This is a genomic window from Mycobacterium sp. BMJ-28 (assembly GCF_054404835.1).
The window spans coordinates 2,614,541-2,635,047 of record NZ_CM136783.1; the positions used below are offsets into that span (position 1 = coordinate 2,614,541).

21 protein-coding genes, 1 tRNA gene and 1 pseudogene are annotated in these 20,507 nt (G+C 66.3%); 9 read left to right on the top strand and 14 right to left on the bottom strand.

Going from position 1 to position 20,507, the window contains the following annotated elements; translation table 11 throughout:
* Positions 1-275: 275 nt before the first annotated feature.
* From ACXPWS_RS12835 to ACXPWS_RS12870, 8 genes and pseudogenes are all read right to left on the bottom strand, one after another.
* A pseudogene (locus ACXPWS_RS12835) lies at positions 276-860 on the bottom strand (recombinase family protein); the annotation flags it as partial.
* 152 nt (positions 861-1,012) lie between these two features.
* On the bottom strand, positions 1,013-1,573 hold the full coding sequence (locus ACXPWS_RS12840; RefSeq protein WP_458712783.1) for a hypothetical protein: 561 nt from the start codon (positions 1,571-1,573) through the stop codon (positions 1,013-1,015).
* Between the two features lie 317 nt (positions 1,574-1,890).
* Positions 1,891-2,622, bottom strand: a complete 732-nt coding sequence (locus tag ACXPWS_RS12845) for a hypothetical protein (RefSeq protein ID WP_458712784.1) — start codon at positions 2,620-2,622, stop codon at positions 1,891-1,893.
* Entirely contained in the window at positions 2,619-2,852 is a 234-nt protein-coding gene (locus ACXPWS_RS12850; RefSeq protein ID WP_458712785.1) for a hypothetical protein, read from the bottom strand. Before ACXPWS_RS12850 ends, ACXPWS_RS12845 begins: the two co-directional genes overlap by 4 nt.
* Before the next feature lie 96 nt (positions 2,853-2,948).
* Complete coding sequence (locus ACXPWS_RS12855; RefSeq protein WP_458712786.1) at positions 2,949-3,689, bottom strand: hypothetical protein; 741 nt, start codon at positions 3,687-3,689, stop codon at positions 2,949-2,951.
* Between the two features lie 27 nt (positions 3,690-3,716).
* The gene (locus ACXPWS_RS12860; RefSeq protein ID WP_458712787.1) at positions 3,717-4,052 is read right to left on the bottom strand and encodes a hypothetical protein; all 336 of its coding nucleotides are present in this window, start codon (positions 4,050-4,052) and stop codon (positions 3,717-3,719) included.
* Between the two features lie 453 nt (positions 4,053-4,505).
* Positions 4,506-6,116 carry an AAA family ATPase gene (locus ACXPWS_RS12865; protein WP_458712788.1) on the bottom strand — a complete coding sequence of 537 codons (1,611 nt, stop codon included), beginning with the start codon at positions 6,114-6,116 and terminating at the stop codon, positions 4,506-4,508.
* A 139-nt stretch (positions 6,117-6,255) separates the two neighbouring features.
* Positions 6,256-6,483, bottom strand: a complete 228-nt coding sequence (locus tag ACXPWS_RS12870; protein WP_458712789.1) for a helix-turn-helix domain-containing protein — start codon at positions 6,481-6,483, stop codon at positions 6,256-6,258.
* A gap of 136 nt (positions 6,484-6,619) precedes the next feature.
* Between ACXPWS_RS12870 and ACXPWS_RS12875 the strand changes: the two genes are divergently transcribed.
* Both ACXPWS_RS12875 and ACXPWS_RS12880 read left to right on the top strand, forming a co-directional pair.
* Positions 6,620-7,210 carry a hypothetical protein gene (locus tag ACXPWS_RS12875; RefSeq protein WP_458712790.1) on the top strand — a complete coding sequence of 197 codons (591 nt, stop codon included), beginning with the start codon at positions 6,620-6,622 and terminating at the stop codon, positions 7,208-7,210.
* Between the two features lie 33 nt (positions 7,211-7,243).
* Complete coding sequence (locus tag ACXPWS_RS12880; protein WP_458712791.1) at positions 7,244-8,449, top strand: tyrosine-type recombinase/integrase; 1,206 nt, start codon at positions 7,244-7,246, stop codon at positions 8,447-8,449.
* Between the two features lie 74 nt (positions 8,450-8,523).
* Here ACXPWS_RS12880 and ACXPWS_RS12885 read toward each other — a convergent pair.
* Positions 8,524-8,600: transfer RNA gene (locus tag ACXPWS_RS12885), tRNA-Leu, on the bottom strand.
* A gap of 114 nt (positions 8,601-8,714) precedes the next feature.
* Here ACXPWS_RS12885 and ACXPWS_RS12890 point away from each other — a divergent pair.
* The 6 genes from ACXPWS_RS12890 to ACXPWS_RS12915 all read left to right on the top strand — a co-directional run bounded on the left by ACXPWS_RS12890 (position 8,715) and on the right by ACXPWS_RS12915 (position 14,630).
* The gene (locus tag ACXPWS_RS12890) at positions 8,715-9,335 is read left to right on the top strand and encodes an ANTAR domain-containing response regulator (RefSeq protein ID WP_458712792.1); all 621 of its coding nucleotides are present in this window, start codon (positions 8,715-8,717) and stop codon (positions 9,333-9,335) included.
* 200 nt (positions 9,336-9,535) lie between these two features.
* Entirely contained in the window at positions 9,536-10,747 is a 1,212-nt protein-coding gene (locus ACXPWS_RS12895) for a branched-chain amino acid ABC transporter substrate-binding protein (RefSeq protein ID WP_458712793.1), read from the top strand.
* A gap of 92 nt (positions 10,748-10,839) precedes the next feature.
* Positions 10,840-11,877, top strand: a complete 1,038-nt coding sequence (locus ACXPWS_RS12900) for a branched-chain amino acid ABC transporter permease (protein ID WP_458712794.1) — start codon at positions 10,840-10,842, stop codon at positions 11,875-11,877.
* Complete coding sequence (locus ACXPWS_RS12905; protein WP_458712795.1) at positions 11,874-13,064, top strand: branched-chain amino acid ABC transporter permease; 1,191 nt, start codon at positions 11,874-11,876, stop codon at positions 13,062-13,064. The genes ACXPWS_RS12900 and ACXPWS_RS12905 overlap by 4 nt, the downstream gene beginning before the upstream one ends.
* Positions 13,061-13,897, top strand: coding sequence for an ABC transporter ATP-binding protein (locus ACXPWS_RS12910; RefSeq protein ID WP_458712796.1), 837 nt, complete (start codon positions 13,061-13,063; stop codon positions 13,895-13,897). The genes ACXPWS_RS12905 and ACXPWS_RS12910 overlap by 4 nt, the downstream gene beginning before the upstream one ends.
* Positions 13,884-14,630: an ABC transporter ATP-binding protein gene (locus ACXPWS_RS12915; protein ID WP_458712797.1), complete on the top strand. Its 747-nt coding sequence runs from the start codon at positions 13,884-13,886 to the stop codon at positions 14,628-14,630. The genes ACXPWS_RS12910 and ACXPWS_RS12915 overlap by 14 nt, the downstream gene beginning before the upstream one ends.
* 43 nt (positions 14,631-14,673) lie before the next feature.
* Here ACXPWS_RS12915 and ACXPWS_RS12920 read toward each other — a convergent pair whose 3' ends face one another.
* Genes ACXPWS_RS12920 through ACXPWS_RS12930 form a run of 3 tightly spaced genes read right to left on the bottom strand, consistent with a single transcriptional unit; the run spans position 14,674 to position 17,856 of the window.
* On the bottom strand, positions 14,674-15,870 hold the full coding sequence (locus ACXPWS_RS12920; RefSeq protein ID WP_458712798.1) for a lipid-transfer protein: 1,197 nt from the start codon (positions 15,868-15,870) through the stop codon (positions 14,674-14,676).
* Positions 15,867-16,307 carry a Zn-ribbon domain-containing OB-fold protein gene (locus tag ACXPWS_RS12925; RefSeq protein ID WP_458712799.1) on the bottom strand — a complete coding sequence of 147 codons (441 nt, stop codon included), beginning with the start codon at positions 16,305-16,307 and terminating at the stop codon, positions 15,867-15,869. Before ACXPWS_RS12925 ends, ACXPWS_RS12920 begins: the two co-directional genes overlap by 4 nt.
* 55 nt (positions 16,308-16,362) lie before the next feature.
* On the bottom strand, positions 16,363-17,856 hold the full coding sequence (locus tag ACXPWS_RS12930) for a hypothetical protein (RefSeq protein ID WP_458712800.1): 1,494 nt from the start codon (positions 17,854-17,856) through the stop codon (positions 16,363-16,365).
* 356 nt (positions 17,857-18,212) lie between these two features.
* On the opposite strand from ACXPWS_RS12930, the gene ACXPWS_RS12935 reads away from it, so the two are divergent.
* On the top strand, positions 18,213-18,653 hold the full coding sequence (locus ACXPWS_RS12935) for an XRE family transcriptional regulator (RefSeq protein WP_458712801.1): 441 nt from the start codon (positions 18,213-18,215) through the stop codon (positions 18,651-18,653).
* 13 nt (positions 18,654-18,666) lie between these two features.
* On the opposite strand, the gene ACXPWS_RS12940 is transcribed toward ACXPWS_RS12935, so the two are convergent.
* Both ACXPWS_RS12940 and ACXPWS_RS12945 read right to left on the bottom strand, forming a co-directional pair.
* Complete coding sequence (locus ACXPWS_RS12940) at positions 18,667-19,338, bottom strand: alpha/beta fold hydrolase (protein ID WP_458712802.1); 672 nt, start codon at positions 19,336-19,338, stop codon at positions 18,667-18,669.
* The gene (locus ACXPWS_RS12945) at positions 19,335-20,456 is read right to left on the bottom strand and encodes an FAD-dependent monooxygenase (RefSeq protein WP_458712803.1); all 1,122 of its coding nucleotides are present in this window, start codon (positions 20,454-20,456) and stop codon (positions 19,335-19,337) included. Before ACXPWS_RS12945 ends, ACXPWS_RS12940 begins: the two co-directional genes overlap by 4 nt.
* Positions 20,457-20,507 lie beyond the last annotated feature (51 nt).

Genomic DNA, 20,507 nt, shown 5'->3' on the forward strand with positions numbered 1-20,507 from the left:
CCACATCGCTCGTACCCACGGTGCGTCGACAATCAGCGGTCGGCCACTTTGCGAACCATCTCGCTGGATCGCCAGAGGTTGTCCCTGTGGGCATGGTGCAAGTTGTCGATCTGCGCCGCTACTGCCGAAGGCGTGCGGCCCAGCAGGTTGGCCAACGCGATTAACTCCGGGTTCGTGGCGCGCAGGCGTTTTGAGCCAAGCCGGAGGTATAGGTCGTCAGCAGCGATGGTGTCCGTCTCGGTCCAGGTCTGACGGGGCATCGCTTGTCCATTCGTTTCGGCGAGCGTGCGGTAGAGGGTCGCTCGACTGACGCCGAGGGTCTCGGCGATGACTGGCACTGGCTCACCGCTTGTCCGCAGCGCCTCGGCCTGCCTGACCTGGTCAGCGGTCAGTGCACGGGGCCGCCCGATGGGCAAATCGCGAGCCTTTCGCGACGCCTTGGCCGCTGCTCGCCGCTCTTTGCCGAGTTCTAACTCCAGCTCGGCAAGCGAAGCCAGCACGCCAGCGACCATGCGCCCGGTTGCGTTCGACGTGTCTATGCCCTCGCGCAGCGACCGCAGCACGATCCCGCGCTCCCCAAGGTCGCGAATCGCGAGCATGACTTCAGCGGCGTTGCGCCCAAGCCGGTCAATGCCCGCGACAACGATCGTGTCGCCCTCGCGCGCGTAATCGAGCAGCCCAGCGAGGCCCGGACGCTGCTCCTTGGTCGAGGTGCCGGTGAGCTTGTCGCAATAGACCCTGGCCGGATCCACCCCGGCTGAGGTGAGCGCATCGATCTGGGCGTCGAGCGACTGGTGATCGGTCGAGACACGGGCGTATCCAAGCAACTGTCCGGCAGCCGCGGTGGTGGCGGTGGTCATGTTGCTTACCGTATCTCAAAATAGCGGCATGTGAACTTTCAATACGCGACAACTTTTGAGACCGATGACCAGCATCGGCGGCATTACATGGAGGTCCATTCGACCGCGTCCCAGAACTAAAGTATTGAGACGACATGGCGGCGCGGTCCGAGTCAGAAGAGCTGACGACCGACGCTGAGCTCGCCCGGCTCGGCGCCGGCGCGGATCGCGGCGGCGTACCGGGGCTGCTCGGCGAGGCTTGGGATGCCGAGGACGTCGAGCACCGCCCGATGGGTGATCGGGCCGTCTCGGTACATCGACCACCCGAGTTCGGCGATCGGCCGCCACAGCCGATCGACCATTGGCAGCACCTGTTGCACCACCGCGAACGGATTCTGGCGGTGGCCGACCAGCGACATACTCATTTGATCAAGGTCATGGGTGTTCTTCGACGCGAGCAGTTGCCACACCTCGGTGAGGGTGGGCTTGCCCTTCGCGAAGATGGCTTCACCTGCGCTACCAGCGGCGGCAATCGCCGGGAAGTACAGCCTGGTGATCTCATCGAACGGCGCGTACCGAGTAAAACCGGCCACGGATTCACGGGTCGTCTTCGGCCCTCCCCGCAGCACCTCGGCAGTCTCAATCTGCGCGCCGTAGCACGCCGAAATCACCGAGTGCGCTGACTCGTGAATGGCCGTACTCAGGTGCCGCTGATCGGCCTCGGTCATGGTCATGTCGTTCCTTCCGAGTGGGTCTGTCGATCGGTGACGCTGAGCTGGGCCGGTCCACAACCAGCCGCCCAGCTCAGCGCCTCACCGTGCGCCAAGAAATCGCCTGTCACCCCAGCTCGGGGCGCTTTCCCAGCAGTTGGCCGTTTTGCGGCGTGCGCGCTCCAGGGCTGCGGCGGTTTTCACATCTGCACGGCGTGCGCTCTCGGCCAAGTAGGCGGCCACGCAGCTTGTGCAGGTCCATCCGTGCACGCTGCCCTTGTGTGTCGCACACGGCCCCGAGCAGACGCGGCAGACTCCGGGGGTCTCGGTGGGCCGATAGGTCATCGGGGCGCGCCGATCTGAGCAAGGCGGCGAGCTGCCCGCTCGTTCTCGCGCCGTTCCAGCTCCGAGGCATTGAACTCCGATATCGACGGCAGGGCCTGGCGTTCCCGGATTCTGGGGATGCGCCGTGTCAGCGCCAGCGCGGCGCTATCGACCTCCCATAGCGCCCGCTCGATGCGCTGAGATGCCGATAGCGGCGCTCGACATGCGTCGGGCGGCAGCGCGCGGCCGAGCACTTGCGCCACTTCCTCGCTCACCGTCTGTGCATAAGTCACCAGCGCGGCTGACCACGACCCCGACACCAGCATGTCCTCGGTGATCACCGGCTGGCGCGGCCGCACGGTCAGATCCGCTGCGCGGCGACGGGTGTCGTCATCCTCGGCCATCGATTCCGCAATCAGTCCAGCCGCGACGTGTACGACTTCGGCAATTCCGTCGGCGAGCGCGTCAACCCACTGGCGTGCTGCGGCCGGTCGTTTGAGCTGGCTCACCTGGTGCGCCAGGACGCCGGTGGCGGCCGCGATGTCGGCGGCCAGGTCGAACTCGCCGCCGTAGATGACCGGCAGACGTTTGCGGCGGCGGGCCCGCTGTTCGTCTTGGTTGGTGGTCATGGCGGCGCCTCTCGGTCGGTTCGGAGTCGGCATCGTCGGCGGTTTGAGGATGCCGGGTCGAGTAGGTCTGGGCGGTGCCAGTTTTGGCGTCGGCAGAGACGGCATCTTGCGCAGCTTCATCGCGCCGCCGCCTCGCGCAGTGCGGATACCAGACGGTCGACACCTGCGGGCGATAGCTGCCCGGCCTCGGCGACGATGGACCGCCGCACCCGGTGATACGCCAGACCCTCACGGGCGGCGGCGATGCGGGGGTCAGATTCGGCCACGTGCCGGGATTTCAGCGATGCCAACGATGCCGACCAACTCGACGCCGACCGGCTGGCCGGATCGACGGTCACAGTTGCGCTCATGAGCGATAACGTACGCCCCGACGATGCATCGGAGCGGCGATCGAAGCGCTGGGGTTTCTACAATGCCGCCGTGTAAACGTATTGTGCCCCAGCTGATTACACGGAGTCGCCGAGGCGTCGCCGCCACATCGTGCGGGTATCGGAGAGCTCGGGCGGGACGGGGATGCGACGCTGCGTGCTCGTCACTGCCTGGGGTTCAGGCTGGGCGACCGGTTCTGGTTTAAGCACCGGCGCGGGTTGCCGTGCCGCGGGTGTGGCGATATTCGCCCAGTCGTCGGCGGCGTCGGTTGCTGTTTCGCCGCTATGTGCCTCTGAGAGCGCCGAAACCCCTTGGAGTCTGGAATCCCCTTCGGCGCCTGTCGTTTGGGCGCCAGCTTTGAGCACGAACGCACCACCGGGCATTGCGGCGAACATCTCGCGCAAGGTGCTCGGCGAGACGGTGGCGATCAATTCGGCGGCCCGCTCGGCGAAGTCGGAGGCGTTGAACTCGTCCGTGCCGAGTGCGACGCGCTGCGGTGCGTCCAGACCGTAGAGCTTGGCTCGCCGCCCCATGATGGCCAGCGCCGCTTTGATCGCATCGAGGTCACCACCACAAGCCTGCGCCCAGACGGCGCGCTGCATCGCGTCGAGACGCTGACCCTCCAGCTGCCGTAATTCGGTCACCCCGCCGTGCTCAATGCGGGACAGCAAGCGGTCGACGGCTTTTCGAGCGCCGCTTTCGTCGGCGTAGCCCAGCTGGGCGGCTACCGCTCCGTAGGTCATGCCACATGTTCGGAGCTCAAGTGCCAGCGCCGCGCGCCGTCGTTCGTCGGCATTGGGCTGGTCGGGTTTGGCCATGATGGGCCCTTTCGGTAGTCGGACGGGTCAGATCGGACAGTCAGACAATGCCGCCGCTCGTACCGCCACATGCTGGCGGCACCGGGATACCAGTAGCGGGTGTCGGTTCCGGCGGCGTTCGATGTCAGCTGCGGCGGCCGCGCGGTCCCAGCTCGACGCCGCACGCACGTACGGAGTGCCGGCCACTTTCACCAGAGTGAGCTCGTGTCGTTCAAAGAGCTCGACGGCTACCTGGTCGACGCGAGCGGGGTTGCCGGGTATGCACCGCTTCACCGCCACCCAGCTCTGGAGTTCATCGGTGAGCGCGGCCAGGATGGCGGCGCGGATGTCGCTGTCGGTGGGAACGTTCTCTGTGGGTGTCATGTTTCCTCGTATCGGTGTTAGCTCGGCGTCTCTCGCCGAGTCGGGTCACTGCTCTGGTCTGTCAGTCATCGCCGCTCCGCAGTCGAGGCCATGCGCTCAGGTCTGACGGTTGTCAGGTCATGTGGTCTCACCGCCCGTCCCGCTCTCTGCTGTGGTCCCCTGGTCGGGGTGCGCGCCGGGGTGGCCGGGTGCGCGGCCCCTATAAGGGGGCCGTTCACCCCGCGCACCCCTCGCGCGCCGCCCCGCGCACCACCGCGCACCGACCAGGGAAGGTAGATGCTGAACTGGGGAAATGGGTGCGCGGGTCCGTGAACCGCGCACATCCGCGCACCCCGCGCACCCTGTCGGGGCTGTGCGCTCGGTTGTCATATCTGCGCAGGTCAGAGGGCGCGCGGGGTGCGCGGACGGGTTTTTGACTTCGGACGCCGCGCCGAGGCTGTGTGGAGACACCGCTCAGCCACCCGCTACGAGGGGCACAGTGAACGGATCGGGGGCGGCGATGGCGTGCCATTCAGGCGCCGCAGCGGTGCCCTTGTTGACAACGCTTCCAGCCTGTTCCAGTCGCGCGACACCCTCGCGAATTCGATCGCGCGAGAGTTTGCCACGAGCCTCGATGGGCAGCCCGTAGAGCAGGCGCACGGACAGGCCGGGGTGCTGTCCGATCAACTTCCGCACAGCCTCGTCGTCGGAGTTGCGGCGTGCCGAACGGCGCTCGGCGAGCGGGTTACCGCCCAGGGTCAAGTGGTCGTCGTCACCGAGGATGAGCACCCCAGCATCGACAGACACGTCACGACCGAACGCCGTGAACGTGCGAGGTGTGGTCGAGCTCAGGGGGCCATCCAGTTCGATACGCGCGATGGCGTCGGGGAAACCCTCGATCGAGCTGTGGCCGCGCGCGCCCTTATCGACGTCCTTGCCGAGGTGGTGCACGATGACCAATCCCGCCGCCTCGCACTCGGTCGCGAGCGTCCGCAGCCCGGCCAGCACCCCCACCACCTCGTCAGAGTTCTCCGAGACGCCGAGAGCGCCGAAGAGGCTGTAGAGGCAATCCACGATGATCAGCGACCCCGGTTTGATCTGTTGACGCCAGCGGGTGCGCACGGCATCGACACGCGCGTCTAGTGACCGCTCGGCGCCCCGAAGCGCGCGCAGATTGAGTCGGTGCAGGTTCTTCACTCCACTGCGGTGGTACTGGCCGTGCAGCGTGTTCAACGGCATCTCAGTGTCGAACAGCACTACCTCGGCATCGTCGGCAAGGTGGACGGGGAACTTCCCGAGGAACCGCTCGCCATCGAGGGCCGATCGAATCAGCTCGCGCACCAGATGGGACTTTCCGGCCTTGCGCTCGGCGAAGAGCCCGAGCACTGCGGCGCGCGCAATCAGACCACCGACCACCCATTGCACGGTGTCGGGCTCGAATGTGGTCAGGTCGACCCGCTCAGGGATGTCGACCTCGGCCGCCGTGCGCGCAGCTTCCATTCTGGCGGCTTCGGAGCGCCGTTCCAGCCGCTCGACCTCGGCCCACGTCGCAACGATGCGCGCCGAGACGGCAAGGGTCCGCATGTCGGCGGTCGGTAGGTCGCTCACCTCGTGCTGGCCGAAACCGAGGGCGATGGCCTCCGCGGCGGTGATGGTCAGCACCGGCTGGCGCCGGGGAATCGCGTTGGCGTCGCGCAGCTGTTCCATCGCGGCTACCGCCGACGGATTTCCGGCTTCGGCCAGTGGTGACAGCGACGCCAGCGCGATTTGTCGGTTCGGATCGACCCCTGCCAGCAGCGCCGACACCTGGCGCCTGGGAAGTGGTTTCGCGTAGAAGTCGAGCACCGTCCCCAGGTGGACCTGGGACCACCCGTTGACGGTGTCGGCGTCTGGTCGTTGGCCCTCACTGATCAGGTTGAGCGCCACCAGGTCATCGACGGACAGGTGGACGCCGGGCTGGCCCAGGGCATACAGGGTGCGCGGCGACAGGTCTGGACGCAAAGCCTCGGTGAAATAGCGTCCGGGCACCACTATCGCGGCCAACGCGTCGTCGTTGGTGGCGATATCCTGGCCTAGTTGGGTCATTCGTCGGTGGCCTTTCGTCGGTGAGACCGCCGCCCGGTTGAGGCCAATCTCCGGGCGGCGTTTCACGTTTCAGCTGTCGGGGCAGCGGCGGCCGGGTACCTGGCTGTGGGCGCGCAATATCCCGGCCGCCGCCGGGTCTCTAGTCGCCGCCGGGCACTTTGGTGTTGGCGTCGAGGTAGGCGCGAATGTCCCTCACCCGGTAGAGGATTCGTCGTCCGTGGCGGACGTACGGAATACCGACCCCGCGATACCGCTCCTGTGCCAGCACCGCCTCGGACGTGTGGAGGAATTTGGCGAGCTGCGGGGGAGGCACGAGTGCCTCGGAGTCCTCAAAAGGGATCGCTGTGTTGATCGTGGTTGCGGGCATATGATCAGGATTGACCCCGTAGCGAAAACTGTCTACGGTAGGAAACGTGCACGGGGCAAATCGGGATTATTCACCCCGCCGAAAGGGCGAGGTGGTGCACGTTGCGGTCCACGACGATGAGCCCCGTCGAGTCTGGGTGACGCTTTACGGATTCCCGCATACCTACGAGGTCGCCTGGGAGAACACCGCCGCCGGGCCAGTGCTTACCGACTTGCGGGTGCGTGCGAGTGACGGCGCTCCCATTGCCCGCGACGATATGCGGGTCAACGTCGACACCTTGGTCAAAGCGGCGCAGCGATACGACACCACCGAGGAAGCCGCCGCCGCCCGGGAGCTGCGCGAATCGTTCGACGCGGCGATCGGAAACATCAGCGTCGATACCCGCGGCATTGAGGCGCTGAGATTCACCGACGGCACGGTCGATGCGTTGATCAAGCATGCGCCAGAGGGCGCGAAGCTGCCGACTCCACAGCCGCGCAAGGGCGGGCGGCCCAAGACGATCACCCACGAGTTCCTCGCCCAGGTGGCCGACTGGGCGCGCGAAGCTCGGGACCGCAAAGCAGCGGTTTACCCGTACGTTGCCGCTCGGGCCGCCGATGCCCTCGGTCGTAACGGTGTCGCCAACGAGACGGTCAAGTCATGGCTCCAGCAATGCCGCAACACGGACCCTCCGTTGCTCAGGGTCGATGAGCTGCGAAAGCCGCGCACCTCCCGCGCCGACAACTGACTCAATCCCCCCGACCACGAAACGGAAACCGCGATGGCCTCGATCACCAAGTACACGACCAAGACCGGCGCGGTGAAATGGCGCGTCCAGTACCGGACCCCTGACAACAAGCTGACCGGCGCGCGAGGGTTCGCCACCAAGCGCGAGGCCGAGAACTTCGCCGCCACCGTGCACGTGTCGAAGCTTCGTGGCGAGTACATCGACCCCGCCGACTCGCGGGTCACCGTCGGCGACTTAGGGCCGGACTGGCTGGCCCGCCGCACCCACCTGAAACCGTCGAGCCGCCGGGTCGAGGCGGTCGCGTGGCGTACTCACGTTGAGCCTCGTTGGGGTGCAGTGAAATTGGCTGACATCAAACACAGCTCTGTTCAGTCGTGGATAGCTGAGATGGGCCGCGAAGTGACCAGCGCCGACGGCAAGGTGACCAAGCGGGCGGCGGGCCCTGTGACCGTCATCCGTGCATTCGGCGTGTTGGCCGCAATCCTTGATGACGCGGTGAAAGACCGGCGCCTGCTGGTCAACCCGGCGCGTGGCGTCAAGTTGCCGCGCAAGGTCAAGGGGGAGCACAGCTATCTCACTGATGAGCAGGTCATGGCACTGGCCACGGAGGCCGGACCCGAGAAAGGGCTGGTAGTGCTTGTACTCGCCTACTGCGGCCTGCGGTGGGGCGAACTGGCCGGGCTGCACGTCGCCGATATCGACATGCTTCGGCGTCGTATTCACGTTCGCCGCAACGCCGTCAACGTCGGCGGCCGGGTCGAGGTCGGAACGCCGAAGACGCACGAACGTCGTACCGTGCCGTTTCCCCGGTTTCTGACTGAACCGCTGGCCGCCGCCTGCGCAGGTAAGGGCCGCGACGGCATCGTGTTTGCGACGTCGAACGGCACCTACGCGAAGTCGCCTGGTGCGCGCACCTGGTTCGAGGGCGCCGTGATGAGGTGTATGACCGCCGCGGACGAAGCACGCGCCGCCGAGCGAAAGGCCAGCCCGGATGGGGACCCGCTCACCGCGGTGTTCCCGAGGATTACACCCCACGATCTGCGCCACACCGCCGCCAGCCTCGCCGTGTCGGCTGGCGCGAACGTGAAAGCCGTCCAGAAGATGCTCGGCCACAGCTCGGCGGCGATGACGCTGGACACCTACGCGGACCTCTTCGACCGGGACGCCAACGCGGTGGCTGATGCCCACGACCAGCGGTTGTTAGGGGTCGTTTTCCCGGTGAATGTAGTCAGGATGTAGTCACGGGGTCTGAGGCTGCCCCGGTTTTGGGCTCCCGCTAAGCCGCTGAACTGCAAGAACATTGAAAAATTGCGTGGTGCCCTCGGTGAGATTCGAACTCACACTGCACGGGTTTTGAATCCGTTTCCTCTGCCAGTTGGGATACGAGGGCCTGCAGGGGTGCGGTCTCCCACCATAGAGGATGGCCACTTGCGCTCCCGCGGCCAGGGACCTGGCGACGCGCCCATTCACCCCGAGGTCGCTGATCGGCCTCACGCACGAGACAATGGCTGACATGACCGACGCCCCCATCCCGCGCCGTGTCCTCATCGCAGAGGACGAAGCATTGATCCGACTCGACCTGGCCGAAATGCTGCGCGAGGAAGGCTATGAGGTCGTAGGGCAGGCCGGGGATGGGCAAGAGGCAGTGGATCTGGCCGAAAGCCTCAAGCCCGACCTGGTGATCATGGACGTCAAGATGCCGCGCCGCGACGGGATCGACGCGGCCTCGGAGATCGCCGCCAAACGCATCGCGCCCATCGTCATCCTCACCGCCTTCTCCCAGCGCGAACTCGTCGAGCGCGCCAGGGACGCCGGGGCGATGGCCTACTTGGTGAAGCCGTTCTCGATCACCGATCTGATCCCGGCCATCGAGGTCGCCGTCAGCCGGTTCGGCGAGATCGCCGCACTGGAGAACGAGGTCGCGAATCTGTCCGACCGCTTGGAGACGCGCAAGCTCGTCGAACGGGCCAAGGGTTTGCTGCAGGCCAACCAGGGAATGACCGAACCCGAAGCGTTCAAATGGATTCAGCGGGCGGCGATGGATCGTCGCACCACCATGAAGCGGGTCGCCGAGGTCGTCCTGGAGACCCTCGACACGCCCGGCGACGAATCCACCCCCGCCTAGATCCTGTGGGGGTCCTGGGTTAACTCTGCGTTTCCGGTCTGGGGCTATGGCCTGCTCGTGGCACCGACGCGCGACGGCCAATCGTTCAACATCACGCAACGCGGCGACCGGTTGGCTAGTGTCTACCCGAAGCCTCAGCGACCGGCCGACCTGCGCCGAATCGCTGAAGCCATCGGAATCCATGACCCGGAGGTGAAGCGGTGCGCGGTCGCGTGGCACGGAATGCATTTGCGCTCGGCGGTGCTGGTTTGTTGGTACTCGGTATGGCCGGGTGCAACCAGTCCGCTCCCGAACAGAGCACGTCGAAGGCCGACCTGAAGATCGTCGAGCAGGTCCAGATCGACGAGAACGGCGCTGAGGTCAAGGCCGCCGCGGGCACCGCCCCGGCCGACCCCGCCGGGGACGGCAAGGCCACCTGCCCGCCCGTATCCATCGCGATGGCCGGCGCGCTCAACGGTCCGGACGCCGCTCTGGGCATCAACATCAAAAACGGTGTGCAGCTGGCGATCGACAAGCACAACGCCGCCAACCCGGGCTGCCAGGTTCAGCTCAAGCCGTTCGATACCGAGGGTGACCCGCAGAAGGCGACGGCCATCGCGCCGCAGATCGTCGACGACCAGTACACCATCGGGCTGGTCGGCCCGGCCTTCTCCGGCGAGACCAAGGCCACCGGCACGGTGTTCGACCAGGCCGGCCTGGTGGCCGCGACAGCGTCGGCCACCAATCCGACGCTGAGCCAGAACGGCTGGAAGACGTTCTTCCGCGGTCTGGCCAATGACGCCGTGCAGGGCCCGTCGGTGGCCAACTACCTGAAGAATGCCTTGGGTTTCAAGAAGGTCTGTGTCATCGATGACAGCACCGACTACGGCCTCGGCCTGGCCACCGCGGTGCGCGACACCCTGGGCCCGGTCGCCGACGCGGGCTGCAACATCTCGGTGAAGAAGGGCGACAAGGACTTCTCGGCCGCCGTCACCCAGGTCAAGGGTGTCAGCCCGGACGCGATCTTCTACGGCGGTTACTACTCCGAGGCGGCGCCGCTGGTCCAGCAGCTCCGCGACGGCGGTTACACCGGTGTCTTCGCCTCCGCCGACGGCACCAAGGACCCGGAGTTCGTCAAGCAGGCCGGCGAGGCGTCCAAGGACGCCATCCTGGCCTGCCCCTGCGGTCCGGCCACCGGCACCTTCGCCGAGGACTACAAGAAGAAGTTCAACACCGACGCGGGTACCTACAGTGCGGAGGGCTATGACCTCGGCACCATCCTGCTCAAGGGCATCGACTCCGGTGCCATCACCCGTCCGGCGCTGCTGGACTTCGTGAAGAAGTACGACGGCCAGGGCATCGCCCGTAAGTACCAGTGGACCGACAAGGGTGAGCTCACCACCAACCTGATCTGGATCTTCAAGGTCCAGTAGGGAACTCACTGACGGGACGCGTCCGGGACCCCGGTTCCGGACGCGTTCTCGTTCCAGACAGCCGCACTTCTCGACCAGGAGCCCGCCGCCGGATGACCCCCGATTGCATCGGTCAGTACGTCTGCACCGCAGCCAATATCAACTTCAACGTCGACAACCTGGTGAACGGGTTCGGCCAGTTGACTATTGACGGTCTGTCGTGGGGAGCGATCTACGCACTCGTCGCGGTCGGTTACACCCTGGTGTTCGGTGTGCTGCGGTTGATCAACTTCGCCCACTCCGAGATCTTCATGCTGGGCATGTTCGGCGCCTACTTCGCGCTCGACATCATCCTGGGTTTCACCCCGAGCGGCACGCCTTACAACAAGGGCATCGCGTTGACCGTGCTCTATCTGGCGATCGCCATGGTGGTCGCCATGCTCGTCTCGGGCGCGGCCGCGGTGGGGCTGGAGGTGGTGGCCTACCGGCCGCTGCGCAAACGCAACGCCCGATCGTTGACCTTCCTGATCACCGCCATCGGCATGTCCTTCGTGCTGCAGGAGTTCGTGCATTTCGTACTGCCGAAGCTGATCAAGGGCTACGGCGGCAGTAACGCCCAGCAGCCGATCATCCTGGTGCAACCCAAGACCCAGTTCACGATCTTCGGTGCCACGGTGTCGAATGTGACCATCGTGATCGTCGTCGCGGCGCTGGTGCTGGCGCTGTTGACCGATATCGCGATCAACCGCACCAAATTCGGCCGCGGCATCCGCGCGGTCGCCCAGGATCCCACCACTGCCACCCTGATGGGAGTGTCCCGGGAGCGGGTCATCATGACGACCTTCCTGATCGGCGGTCTGCTCGCCGGCGCGGCCGCGCTGCTCTACATCATGAAACTGCCCCAGGGCATCATCTACTCGGGCGGATTCCTCTTGGGTATCAAGGCTTTCTCGGCCGCGGTGCTGGGCGGTATCGGCAACCTGCGCGGCGCCCTGCTCGGCGGGCTGATCCTGGGCATCATGGAGAACTACGGTCAGGCCCTGTTCGGCACGCAGTGGCGCGACGTGGTCGCCTTCGTGCTGCTGGTGCTGGTGCTGTTGGTCCGGCCGACCGGCATACTCGGTGAGAGCCTTGGGAAGGCACGCGCGTGAGTGAGCAACAGACGACGGGGTGGCGCCGCAACGTGCTGGCACCCGGAGATGGCTTGCGCCAGTGGTGGTCCGAGCAGAGCCGGCCGACGAAGTGGATCTTCGGCGCGCTGCTGTTCCTCGTCGTCGGGCTGCTGCCGCTGTACACGCCGGGCTTCCTGGACACCCCGGGCATCAGCTTCGGCGGCACCATGGCCCAGTTCGCCATGATCGCGATCATCGCGATCGGGCTGAATGTCGTAGTGGGGCAAGCCGGTCTGCTCGACCTCGGCTATGTCGGTTTCTACGCGGTCGGCGCCTACACCGTCGCGCTGCTCACCAGCCCGGACAGCCCGTGGAACCAAGTGGGCCAGGACGGGTTCTTCAGCAAGGACTGGGCATGGCTGTCCTGCGTCCCGATCGCGATGGCGGTGACGGCGCTGGCCGGGCTGATCCTGGGCACCCCGACGCTGCGCCTGCGCGGCGACTACCTGGCCATCGTCACGCTCGGTTTCGGCGAGATCATCCGGTTGCTCGCCGACAACCTCACCGACGTCACCAACGGGCCGCGTGGCCTCAACGAGATCGCCTATCCGCGGCTGGGGGAGAACGAACACCTGCCCAACGGCGTGTTCTCGAGTGGCAATTCGGCCGGCGAAGCTAACTACGGCACCTGGTGGTTCTGGCTCGGCCTGGTGCTCATCGTCATCGTCTTGCTGTTGGTCGGGAATCTGGAACGCAGCCGGGTGGGCCGCGCGTGGGTGGCCATCCGCGAGGACGAGGACGCCGCGGAGGTGATGGGCGTCAACACCTTCAAGTTCAAGCTGTGGGCGTTCGTGATCGGCGCGGCCATCGGCGGGCTGTCCGGTGCGCTGTACGCCGGGCAGGTTCAGTACGTCGCACCCCCGACGTTCAACATCATCAACTCCATGTTGTTCCTGTGCGCGGTGGTGCTCGGTGGGCAGGGCAACAAGCTGGGGGTAATCTTCGGGGCGTTCATCATCGTGTACCTGCCCAACCGGCTGCTGGGCGTGCATTTTCTCGGCATCAACCTGGGCGACCTGAAATACCTGTTCTTCGGTCTGGCGCTGGTGGTGCTGATGATCTTCCGGCCCCAGGGCCTGTTCCCGGTGCGCCAGCAGTTGTTGGCCTACGGCAAGTCCGCACGCAACCTTCTCCGGAAGGCCGATGACTCGAAGGCGGCAGCATGAGTGAGCCCGGGGTGGACGAGGAACTGGCCGCGCTGCATCGCGAGGTCAACGCAGCCGAGGGTGAGAAGCTCCTGGAGACAACGGATCTCACGGTCAAGTTCGGCGGCCTGACCGCGCTGGACGCGGTGTCCTTCGACATCCGGCGCGGCGAGATCCTGGGCCTGATCGGTCCCAACGGGGCGGGCAAGACCACCTGCTTCAACGCGATCACCGGCGTGTATCGGCCCAGCGCGGGCAGCGTCACGTTCGACGGTGCGCCGCTGGGCAAGATCAAACGCCACCAGATCACCCGCCGCGGAATTGCCCGCACCTTCCAGAATATCCGGCTCTGGGGCGAGATGACCGCCCTGGAGAACGTGGTGGTGGGTACTGATGCGCGGCACAAGACCTCGGTGCCCGGAGCGCTGGTACGGACCCCGCGGCATCGGTGTGAGGAGAAGGACGCCATCGAGCGGGCGGCGGCCCTGCTCCAGTTCGTCGGGATCGCGCATCGCGGTGAGGAGAAGGCGAAGAACCTGCCTTACGGTGACCAGCGCCGTCTGGAGATCGCCCGCGCCCTGGCCACCGAGCCCAAGCTTCTCTGCCTGGATGAGCCTGCGGCAGGCTTCAACCCGAGTGAGAAGGCCGCGCTCATCGACTTGATCCGGGCGATCCGCGACGACGGTTACACGGTATTGCTGATCGAGCACGACATGCGGCTGGTCATGGGCGTCACCGATCGCATCGTGGTGCTGGAGTTCGGCCGCAAGATCGCCGACGGGTTGCCGGCGCAGATCCGTGAGGACCCGAAAGTCATTGCCGCTTACCTGGGAGTGCCCGATGACGAACTCTGACCCCGATCCGCGCCCGGCGCTGCTCGAAGTACGCGACGTCGTCGTGCACTACGGCAGAATCCAAGCGCTGCACGGTGTTTCGCTGGTAGTTCGGGAAGGTGAGCTGGTCACCCTGCTCGGCTCCAACGGCGCCGGCAAGACCACCATGATGCGGGCCATCTCGGGGCTGCGGCCGCTGACGTCGGGATCGGTCTGGTTCGACGGCCAGGACATCTCCAAGGTCAAGGCGCACCAGCGGGTGTTGCAGGGGCTCATCCAGGCGCCCGAGGGTCGCGGGGTGTTCCCCGGCATGACGGTGGTCGAGAACCTCGAAATGGGTTGTTACGGAAGGAAATTTCCTTCCAAGAGTGAGCACGATGAGCGCCTGGACTGGGTGATGACGACGTTTCCGCGGCTGGCGGAACGGCGCAGCCAGGTGGGTGGCACCCTGTCCGGCGGCGAACAGCAGATGCTGGCGATCGGGCGCGCGTTGATGGCCCGGCCCAAGGTGCTGCTTCTCGACGAGCCCTCGATGGGCTTGGCGCCCATGGTGATTTCGCAGATCTTCCGGATCATCACCGAGATCAACAACCAGGGCACGACGGTGCTGCTGGTCGAGCAGAACGCCCAGCAAGCGCTCAGCCGGTCCGATCGGGCGTACATCCTGGAGACCGGCGCGGTGACCCGCAGCGGTAACGCTCCTGACCTGCTGAAGGACGACAGCATCCGGGCCGCCTACCTCGGCGTTGCCTGACGCCCGTTCTGATTCCCGGCGTACAACCGATCGCCGATAGCGTCTACCGCGCGACGATCACCGAGGAGCCGTGTCCGAACAGGCCCTGGTTGGCGGTCACGCCCACCTTCGCGCCCTCGACCTGTCGGCCGGTGGCCTGACCCTTCAGCTGCCAGGTCAGTTCGCAGACCTGGGCGATGGCCTGGGCCGGAATGGCTTCACCGAAGCAGGCCAGCCCACCCGAGGCGTTGACCGGGATCCGGCCGCCGATGGTGGTGGCACCGCTGCGCAGCAGGGCCTCGGCCTCGCCCTTGGCGCACAGGCCCAGATGCTCGTACCAGTCCAGTTCCAGTGCGGTGGACAGGTCGTACACCTCGGCCAGGCTCACGTCTTCGGGCCCGATGCCGGCCTCGGCATAGGCGGCGTCCAGGATCTGATCCTTGAACACCCGCTCGGGCGCGGCCACCACGGCCGTGGAATCGGTGGCGATATCGGGTAATTCGGGCAGGTGCTGCGGGTAGCGCGGGGTCACCGTGCTGATGGCCCGCACCGACGGTATTCCCTCGACCGAGCCGAGGTGCTTCTCCGCGAAGGACTTGCTGGCCACGATCAGCGCGGCCGCACCGTCGGAGGTGGCACAGATGTCCAGCAGCCGGAGGGGGTCGGCCACCACCGGACTGGCCAGCACGTCCTCGACGCTGGATTCCTTGCGGAACCGGGCGTTCGGGTTCGTCAGGCCGTGCTTGGCGTTCTTCACCTTGACCTGGGCGAAGTCCTCCAGGGTGGCGCCGTACAGGTCCATCCGGCGCCGCGCCAGCAGCGCGAAGTAGACCGGGTTGGACGCGCCGATCAGATGGAAGCGCTGCCAGTCCGGATCGTTCTTCCGTTCGCCACCGACCGGGGCGAACGCGCCCTTCGGAGTGGTGTCGGCACCGATCACCAGGGCGACATCGCAGAAACCGGCCAGGATGTGGGCGCGCGCGCTCTGCAGCGCCTGCGATCCGCTGGCGCAGGCGGCATAGCTCGAGGAGACCGGCACCCCGTTCCAGCCCAGCTTCTGGGCGAACGTCGACCCGGCGATGAAGCCGGGATAGCCGTTGCGGATGGTGTCGGCACCCGCCACCAGTTGGATCTGGCGCCAGTCCAGGCCGGCTTCGGCCAGCGCGGCGCGCGCCGCCACGACGCCGTACTCGGTGAAGTCCTGGCCCCACTTGCCCCACGGGTGCATCCCGGCGCCGAGGATGTAGACGGGTTCACTCATTTGGCGATCCTCCAGGCGTGCGTGATCCGTTCGACGCCGTCGGCGTCGGTGAACAACGGCATGGTGGTCAGTTCCATCTCCATGCCGACCTTGAGATCGGCACCCAGGGTGCCCTCGACCACTTTGCCCAGCACGATGAGGCCCTCGTCGGCGAGCTGCACCGCGGCGATCGCAAACGGCTCGAACGGATCTGAGGCCGGGTACGGCGCCGGCGGTGCGTAGCGGTTCTCGGTGTAGCTCCACACCGTGCCGCGCCGGGACAGCGGCACCTGCTCCAGAGTGTCGCTGTCACAGGCCGGATTCGGGCAGTTGTTGGCCCGCGGCGGGAACACATAGGTGGCGCACTGCGGGCACTTGGCCCCGATCAGGTGGGCGTCGCCGGCGTCGTCGGTGGCGAACCACCCTTCGATCGCGGGCTGCGAGGATGCTGCTGGCACGAGCGCCAGCGTACCCAGTCCGGACGCAAAACTGAAACGTGTTGCAGTTTGGCTGTCAGGCGTTGGTGGGCGGAACGACTGGACCGATGGGCACTCGAAGGAGATCTGAACCCCAAGCCCAGTCCGTCGGAGAGTACGGCGGCCAGGAGTAGCTGTAGGAGGGGATCAGCGCCCGCGCAAAGTTGCCCAGCGTTGATTGCACGATGAAGTCCTGGATCTGCGGGAGGCCATGGAAGTGGTCGGCGGCATTGGTCTCGACCGCAGAGAAGGCGAACGAGAACACCGAGTTCGGAGTGGTCAACGCGGCATCCGACGGGATGAACGTATAGGTGTAGGTGCCATCGCCATGATCGGTGACAGTGATGGTGCCGTTTCGCGGCGGGTCGTAATGGACTGCCAGCGGGTCGCCGTCGAGATCGGTTGCGGTGATCTGACCCGTATAGCTCCCGTCGGTGTTCTTGGTGGGTGCGCCGATGGTGACGGCGGGCGCGGTGTTGTTGAACGTCCGGTTGAACCATCCCTGCAGGCCGTAGACCAAGGTGGTCAGCGGGTCGGTGAGCGCGGTGGTGGTGGGGGCCGACGCGGCGGTCAGCTTCGCCGACACCTTCGCGCCGGCGGACGGATCGGTGTTACCCCACGGCACTCCCGGCACGGTCGCGCTCACGGTCGCGTAATCCGGTGCGTTGTACGGCGGGTAGTGCAGCTGCCCGAGCGCGTTGTGCAGGGCGGTCTGGACGACCTGCCCGATGATCTGTCCGAAGCCGTGGTAGTGCTCGTCGGCGTTGGACTCCACCACGTTGACCCCGAAGGCGTCGCTGGTGGGTCGGGTCTGGGCGTAATCGGACGGGGTTAGCGTGTAGTGGCCGGTCTGGTCGATGGTCACGACGCTGCCGTCATGGGGTTGGAACACCGAGTAGACCAGCGGGTCGCCGTCCTTGTCGGTGGCGACCACCTGTCCGGAGTAGGTGCCGTCGGAGTTCAGCGTCGGTGCGCTCACGCTGACGACCTTCGGTTTGTTGTTGAAGTACTGCACCTGGATGGCGTGCCCCCACGACTGGACGGCGGCGATGATGCCGGCCAGGGGATTGGTGGGCGCGGTGGTCGCAGCGGGCGTGGCGGCGGCGGCCTTGGCGGTCTCCGTCATCACCTTCGGCGTGGCGGAGACCGCCGAAGCGGCGGGCCGAACCGACGCTGCGGTGTCAATCCCGGGCTTGGTGGTCGCCCCGGTGCGCGCGACGGCGGCGCGTTTGCGAGTGGTGTCCTGCGCTGCGCTCGTCGCGCCGGAATCGTCCTTGGCCTCGGCCTGATGCCGGGGCTTCTTCTTAGGCGCCGGCGTGGCTTCGTTCGAGCCTGCGCCTGTCCGGCCCGGATCGCCGTCCTGATGAGCAGAACTGGCCGACGCCGACGCACCACCGGGATCGTCGGTGCTGGCATTGGCCACGGCTGCGCCGGTGGTCAGTGCGGCACCGATTCCCAACGTAATGGCACTGGCGCCCAGCCATGCCACGGCGGCGGGTTTGGTGACCCCTTCGCGATGTTGTCCGGCCATGTATGTCGCTCCCTCACCCCGGCGAGAACTCTGCACATGGTGATTACCATGCATCCGACCACCAGGCAACGGTTTCGGCCGACGTTTGCGAGGCGTGTCGCGCGGCGGCGACCTCGTGCTGTCTGGCGAAAGCCGGTGACAGTGAATTGATTTCGGCTCGCCGTGTTAGCTGTGCGGCGGGGGAGGGCTAGCAGAAATAGTTGCGTTGGCAAATTGTTCGAGGGTCAACGCGGGGCCGGAATTGTGAAGTGGTAGCTGCCGCGGGTGGCGAGCGCCCCGTCCAGTATATAGTGGACTGATATGTCAATACGATGAATATCTGTACGGGTGATCTGCCAAACGGGGGGCGTTGAGCAATGGATGACGGTGCAATGAACTGGCGGCGGGGCCGGACCCGGGTGAACCTGGTGGAATCGGCCAGTTTTGCGGCACGGTTGAACCGGTTGTTCGAGACGGTCCACCCGCCCGGCCGCGGTCCGTACAGCAGCCGGGAACTGGTGCGCGCGCTCGAAGGCAGGGGCATGACACTGTCCGCGCCCTACCTGTCCCAGTTGCGCTCGGGTCAACGTGGACAACCGTCGCGCGAGACCATCGAGATGATCGCGGATTTCTTCGGTATCCGAGCCGACTACTTCACCGGCGAAGACGAAGCCTATTTGCAGCAACTCGAAAACGAGCTGAATTGGCTTGAGTTGGCACATGATTCCGGAGTTCGGCGTCTCACCACGGCATTGGTCGGGCTGGCTCCGGCGAGTCGTGAGCAGATCCTGGCCGCGATCGGCACCGCCACCGGGTGACGGCGCTCGGCCCTCAGCCGCGCGCCACGTCGCACAGGATGCGCACCAGGTCATCGTGGTTGTCCCGCATCAGATTGTGTGCGCCGTCCAGCGAGTGTGTCACCCACCCGGGATCCTTTTGCAGGCGTGCGTAAGTCGCTTCGAACGGTGATTCCGTGGGCCAGCGCTGGGCATAGACGAATTCGCGGTGACGGAATCCCGACAGGTCGCCGTGCAGACGCACCGGTTGCATGAGTGCGGCCAATGGGTGCGCGGTGGCGCGTTCGTCGAAGAACGGCAGCGGCGGCACCCCGTAGCCGGTCGCATCGACGCCCGTGTACCACCGGTGCTGCTCGTCATTGGTCAGGGTCCAGCACGATTCGCCGTCCCGCGGCACGAACGCGTCCAGGTACACCAGCGAATCGATCTGTGCGCCGGCACGATCGGCCACCGCGGTGATCACCATGCCGCCGTAACTGTGCCCGACCAGAACCGCGTCGGACACCCGATGCGCCACCATCTCGGCCAGCACGTCGGCGATATGGGTCTCCAGGTTCACTCCGGCATGCAGCAGATGCGCGCGCTCGGCGATGCCGGTCAGTGTCGGCGCCAGCACCCGGTGGCCACGTTCGCGCAGCGCGGCCGCCAGGTCGTCAAAGCACCAGCCGCCGTGGCAGGCACCGGGAATCAGTACGAAAATGGTCATCGAGAACTCCTGTCTGCGAGTGTCTTCCGCCGGTACTCGGCCGTCGTGCGGGCCAGGTCTTCGGTTGCGCTGCAATGCATCTCCCGGTTGGCATGCACGACGGCGGTGGTCTCGGGAATGCGCCGGTACTCGTAGCCGGCGAGGCCGTGACCGGCCGCCAGTTCGTCGGCCAGCGCGCGGGCGTCCAGAATCGCCTGTGAACCCCCGTTGGCGCCCACCGGATACATCGGGTGGGCGGCATCTCCGAGCAGTGTCACCCGGCGGGTGCCCCAGCGAGCCAACGGTTCCCGGTCCACCATCGGGTACGCGAACACCGCGTCGGAGGCGGCGACCAGCCGATCGGTGTCCAACCAGTCCAGTCGCCACTCCGCCATTCGCGCGGTCACCTCGGCCGGGTCGGCGGCGGTGTTCCGGCCGGCATCGCCGGGCAGTTCGCCGGGTCCGCATTCGGATACCTGCAATACCCAGTTCACCAGGCCGTCGCCGATCGGATAGAGCACCAGCTCGACACCATCGGCGCCTTTCACGATCGCCATCGTGCGCCCGTCCAGAAAGGTGCCCATCCGGGCCGCCCCGCGGTACATCCGCACGCCGGAAAAGAGCAACGGGTCCGGGCCGGGGTGCAGCTGCGCGCGCACCCGCGAGTGGATACCGTCGGCACCGACCAGCAGATCGGCGCCGAATTCGCCGGCCCGGGTCGCGACCACCACACCGTCCGCCGATTCGGTCAGTGCGGTGACCGCGGCACCGGTGTGTATGGCACCGGCACCCAACCGGTCTGTCACCGCGTCCAGCAACAGCATCTGCAACCGCCCGCGGTGCACCGAGCACTGCGGGTAGCCGTAGCCGCCTTCGACACCGCGCGGTTCGCGGAACAGCAGCGTGCCCTCGTCGGAATAGAAGTCGATGACGGCCGGGGTGGCCGCGATGGCCGCCAGCTCCCGGCCCAGCCCGAGCTCGTGCAGTTCACGCACGGCAGGTGGCAGCAGATTGATGCCCACCCCGAGGGCACGCAGTTCGGGCGCCGACTCGACGACGGTCGCGCCGATACCGAGGGCGTGCAGGCTCAGCGCCGTGCTGAGGCCGCCGATTCCAGCTCCTGCGATGAGAATGTGCATGCCTCAAGCGTGCGCGGACCTGGCACTATTCGTCCAATACCATCTCGTGAC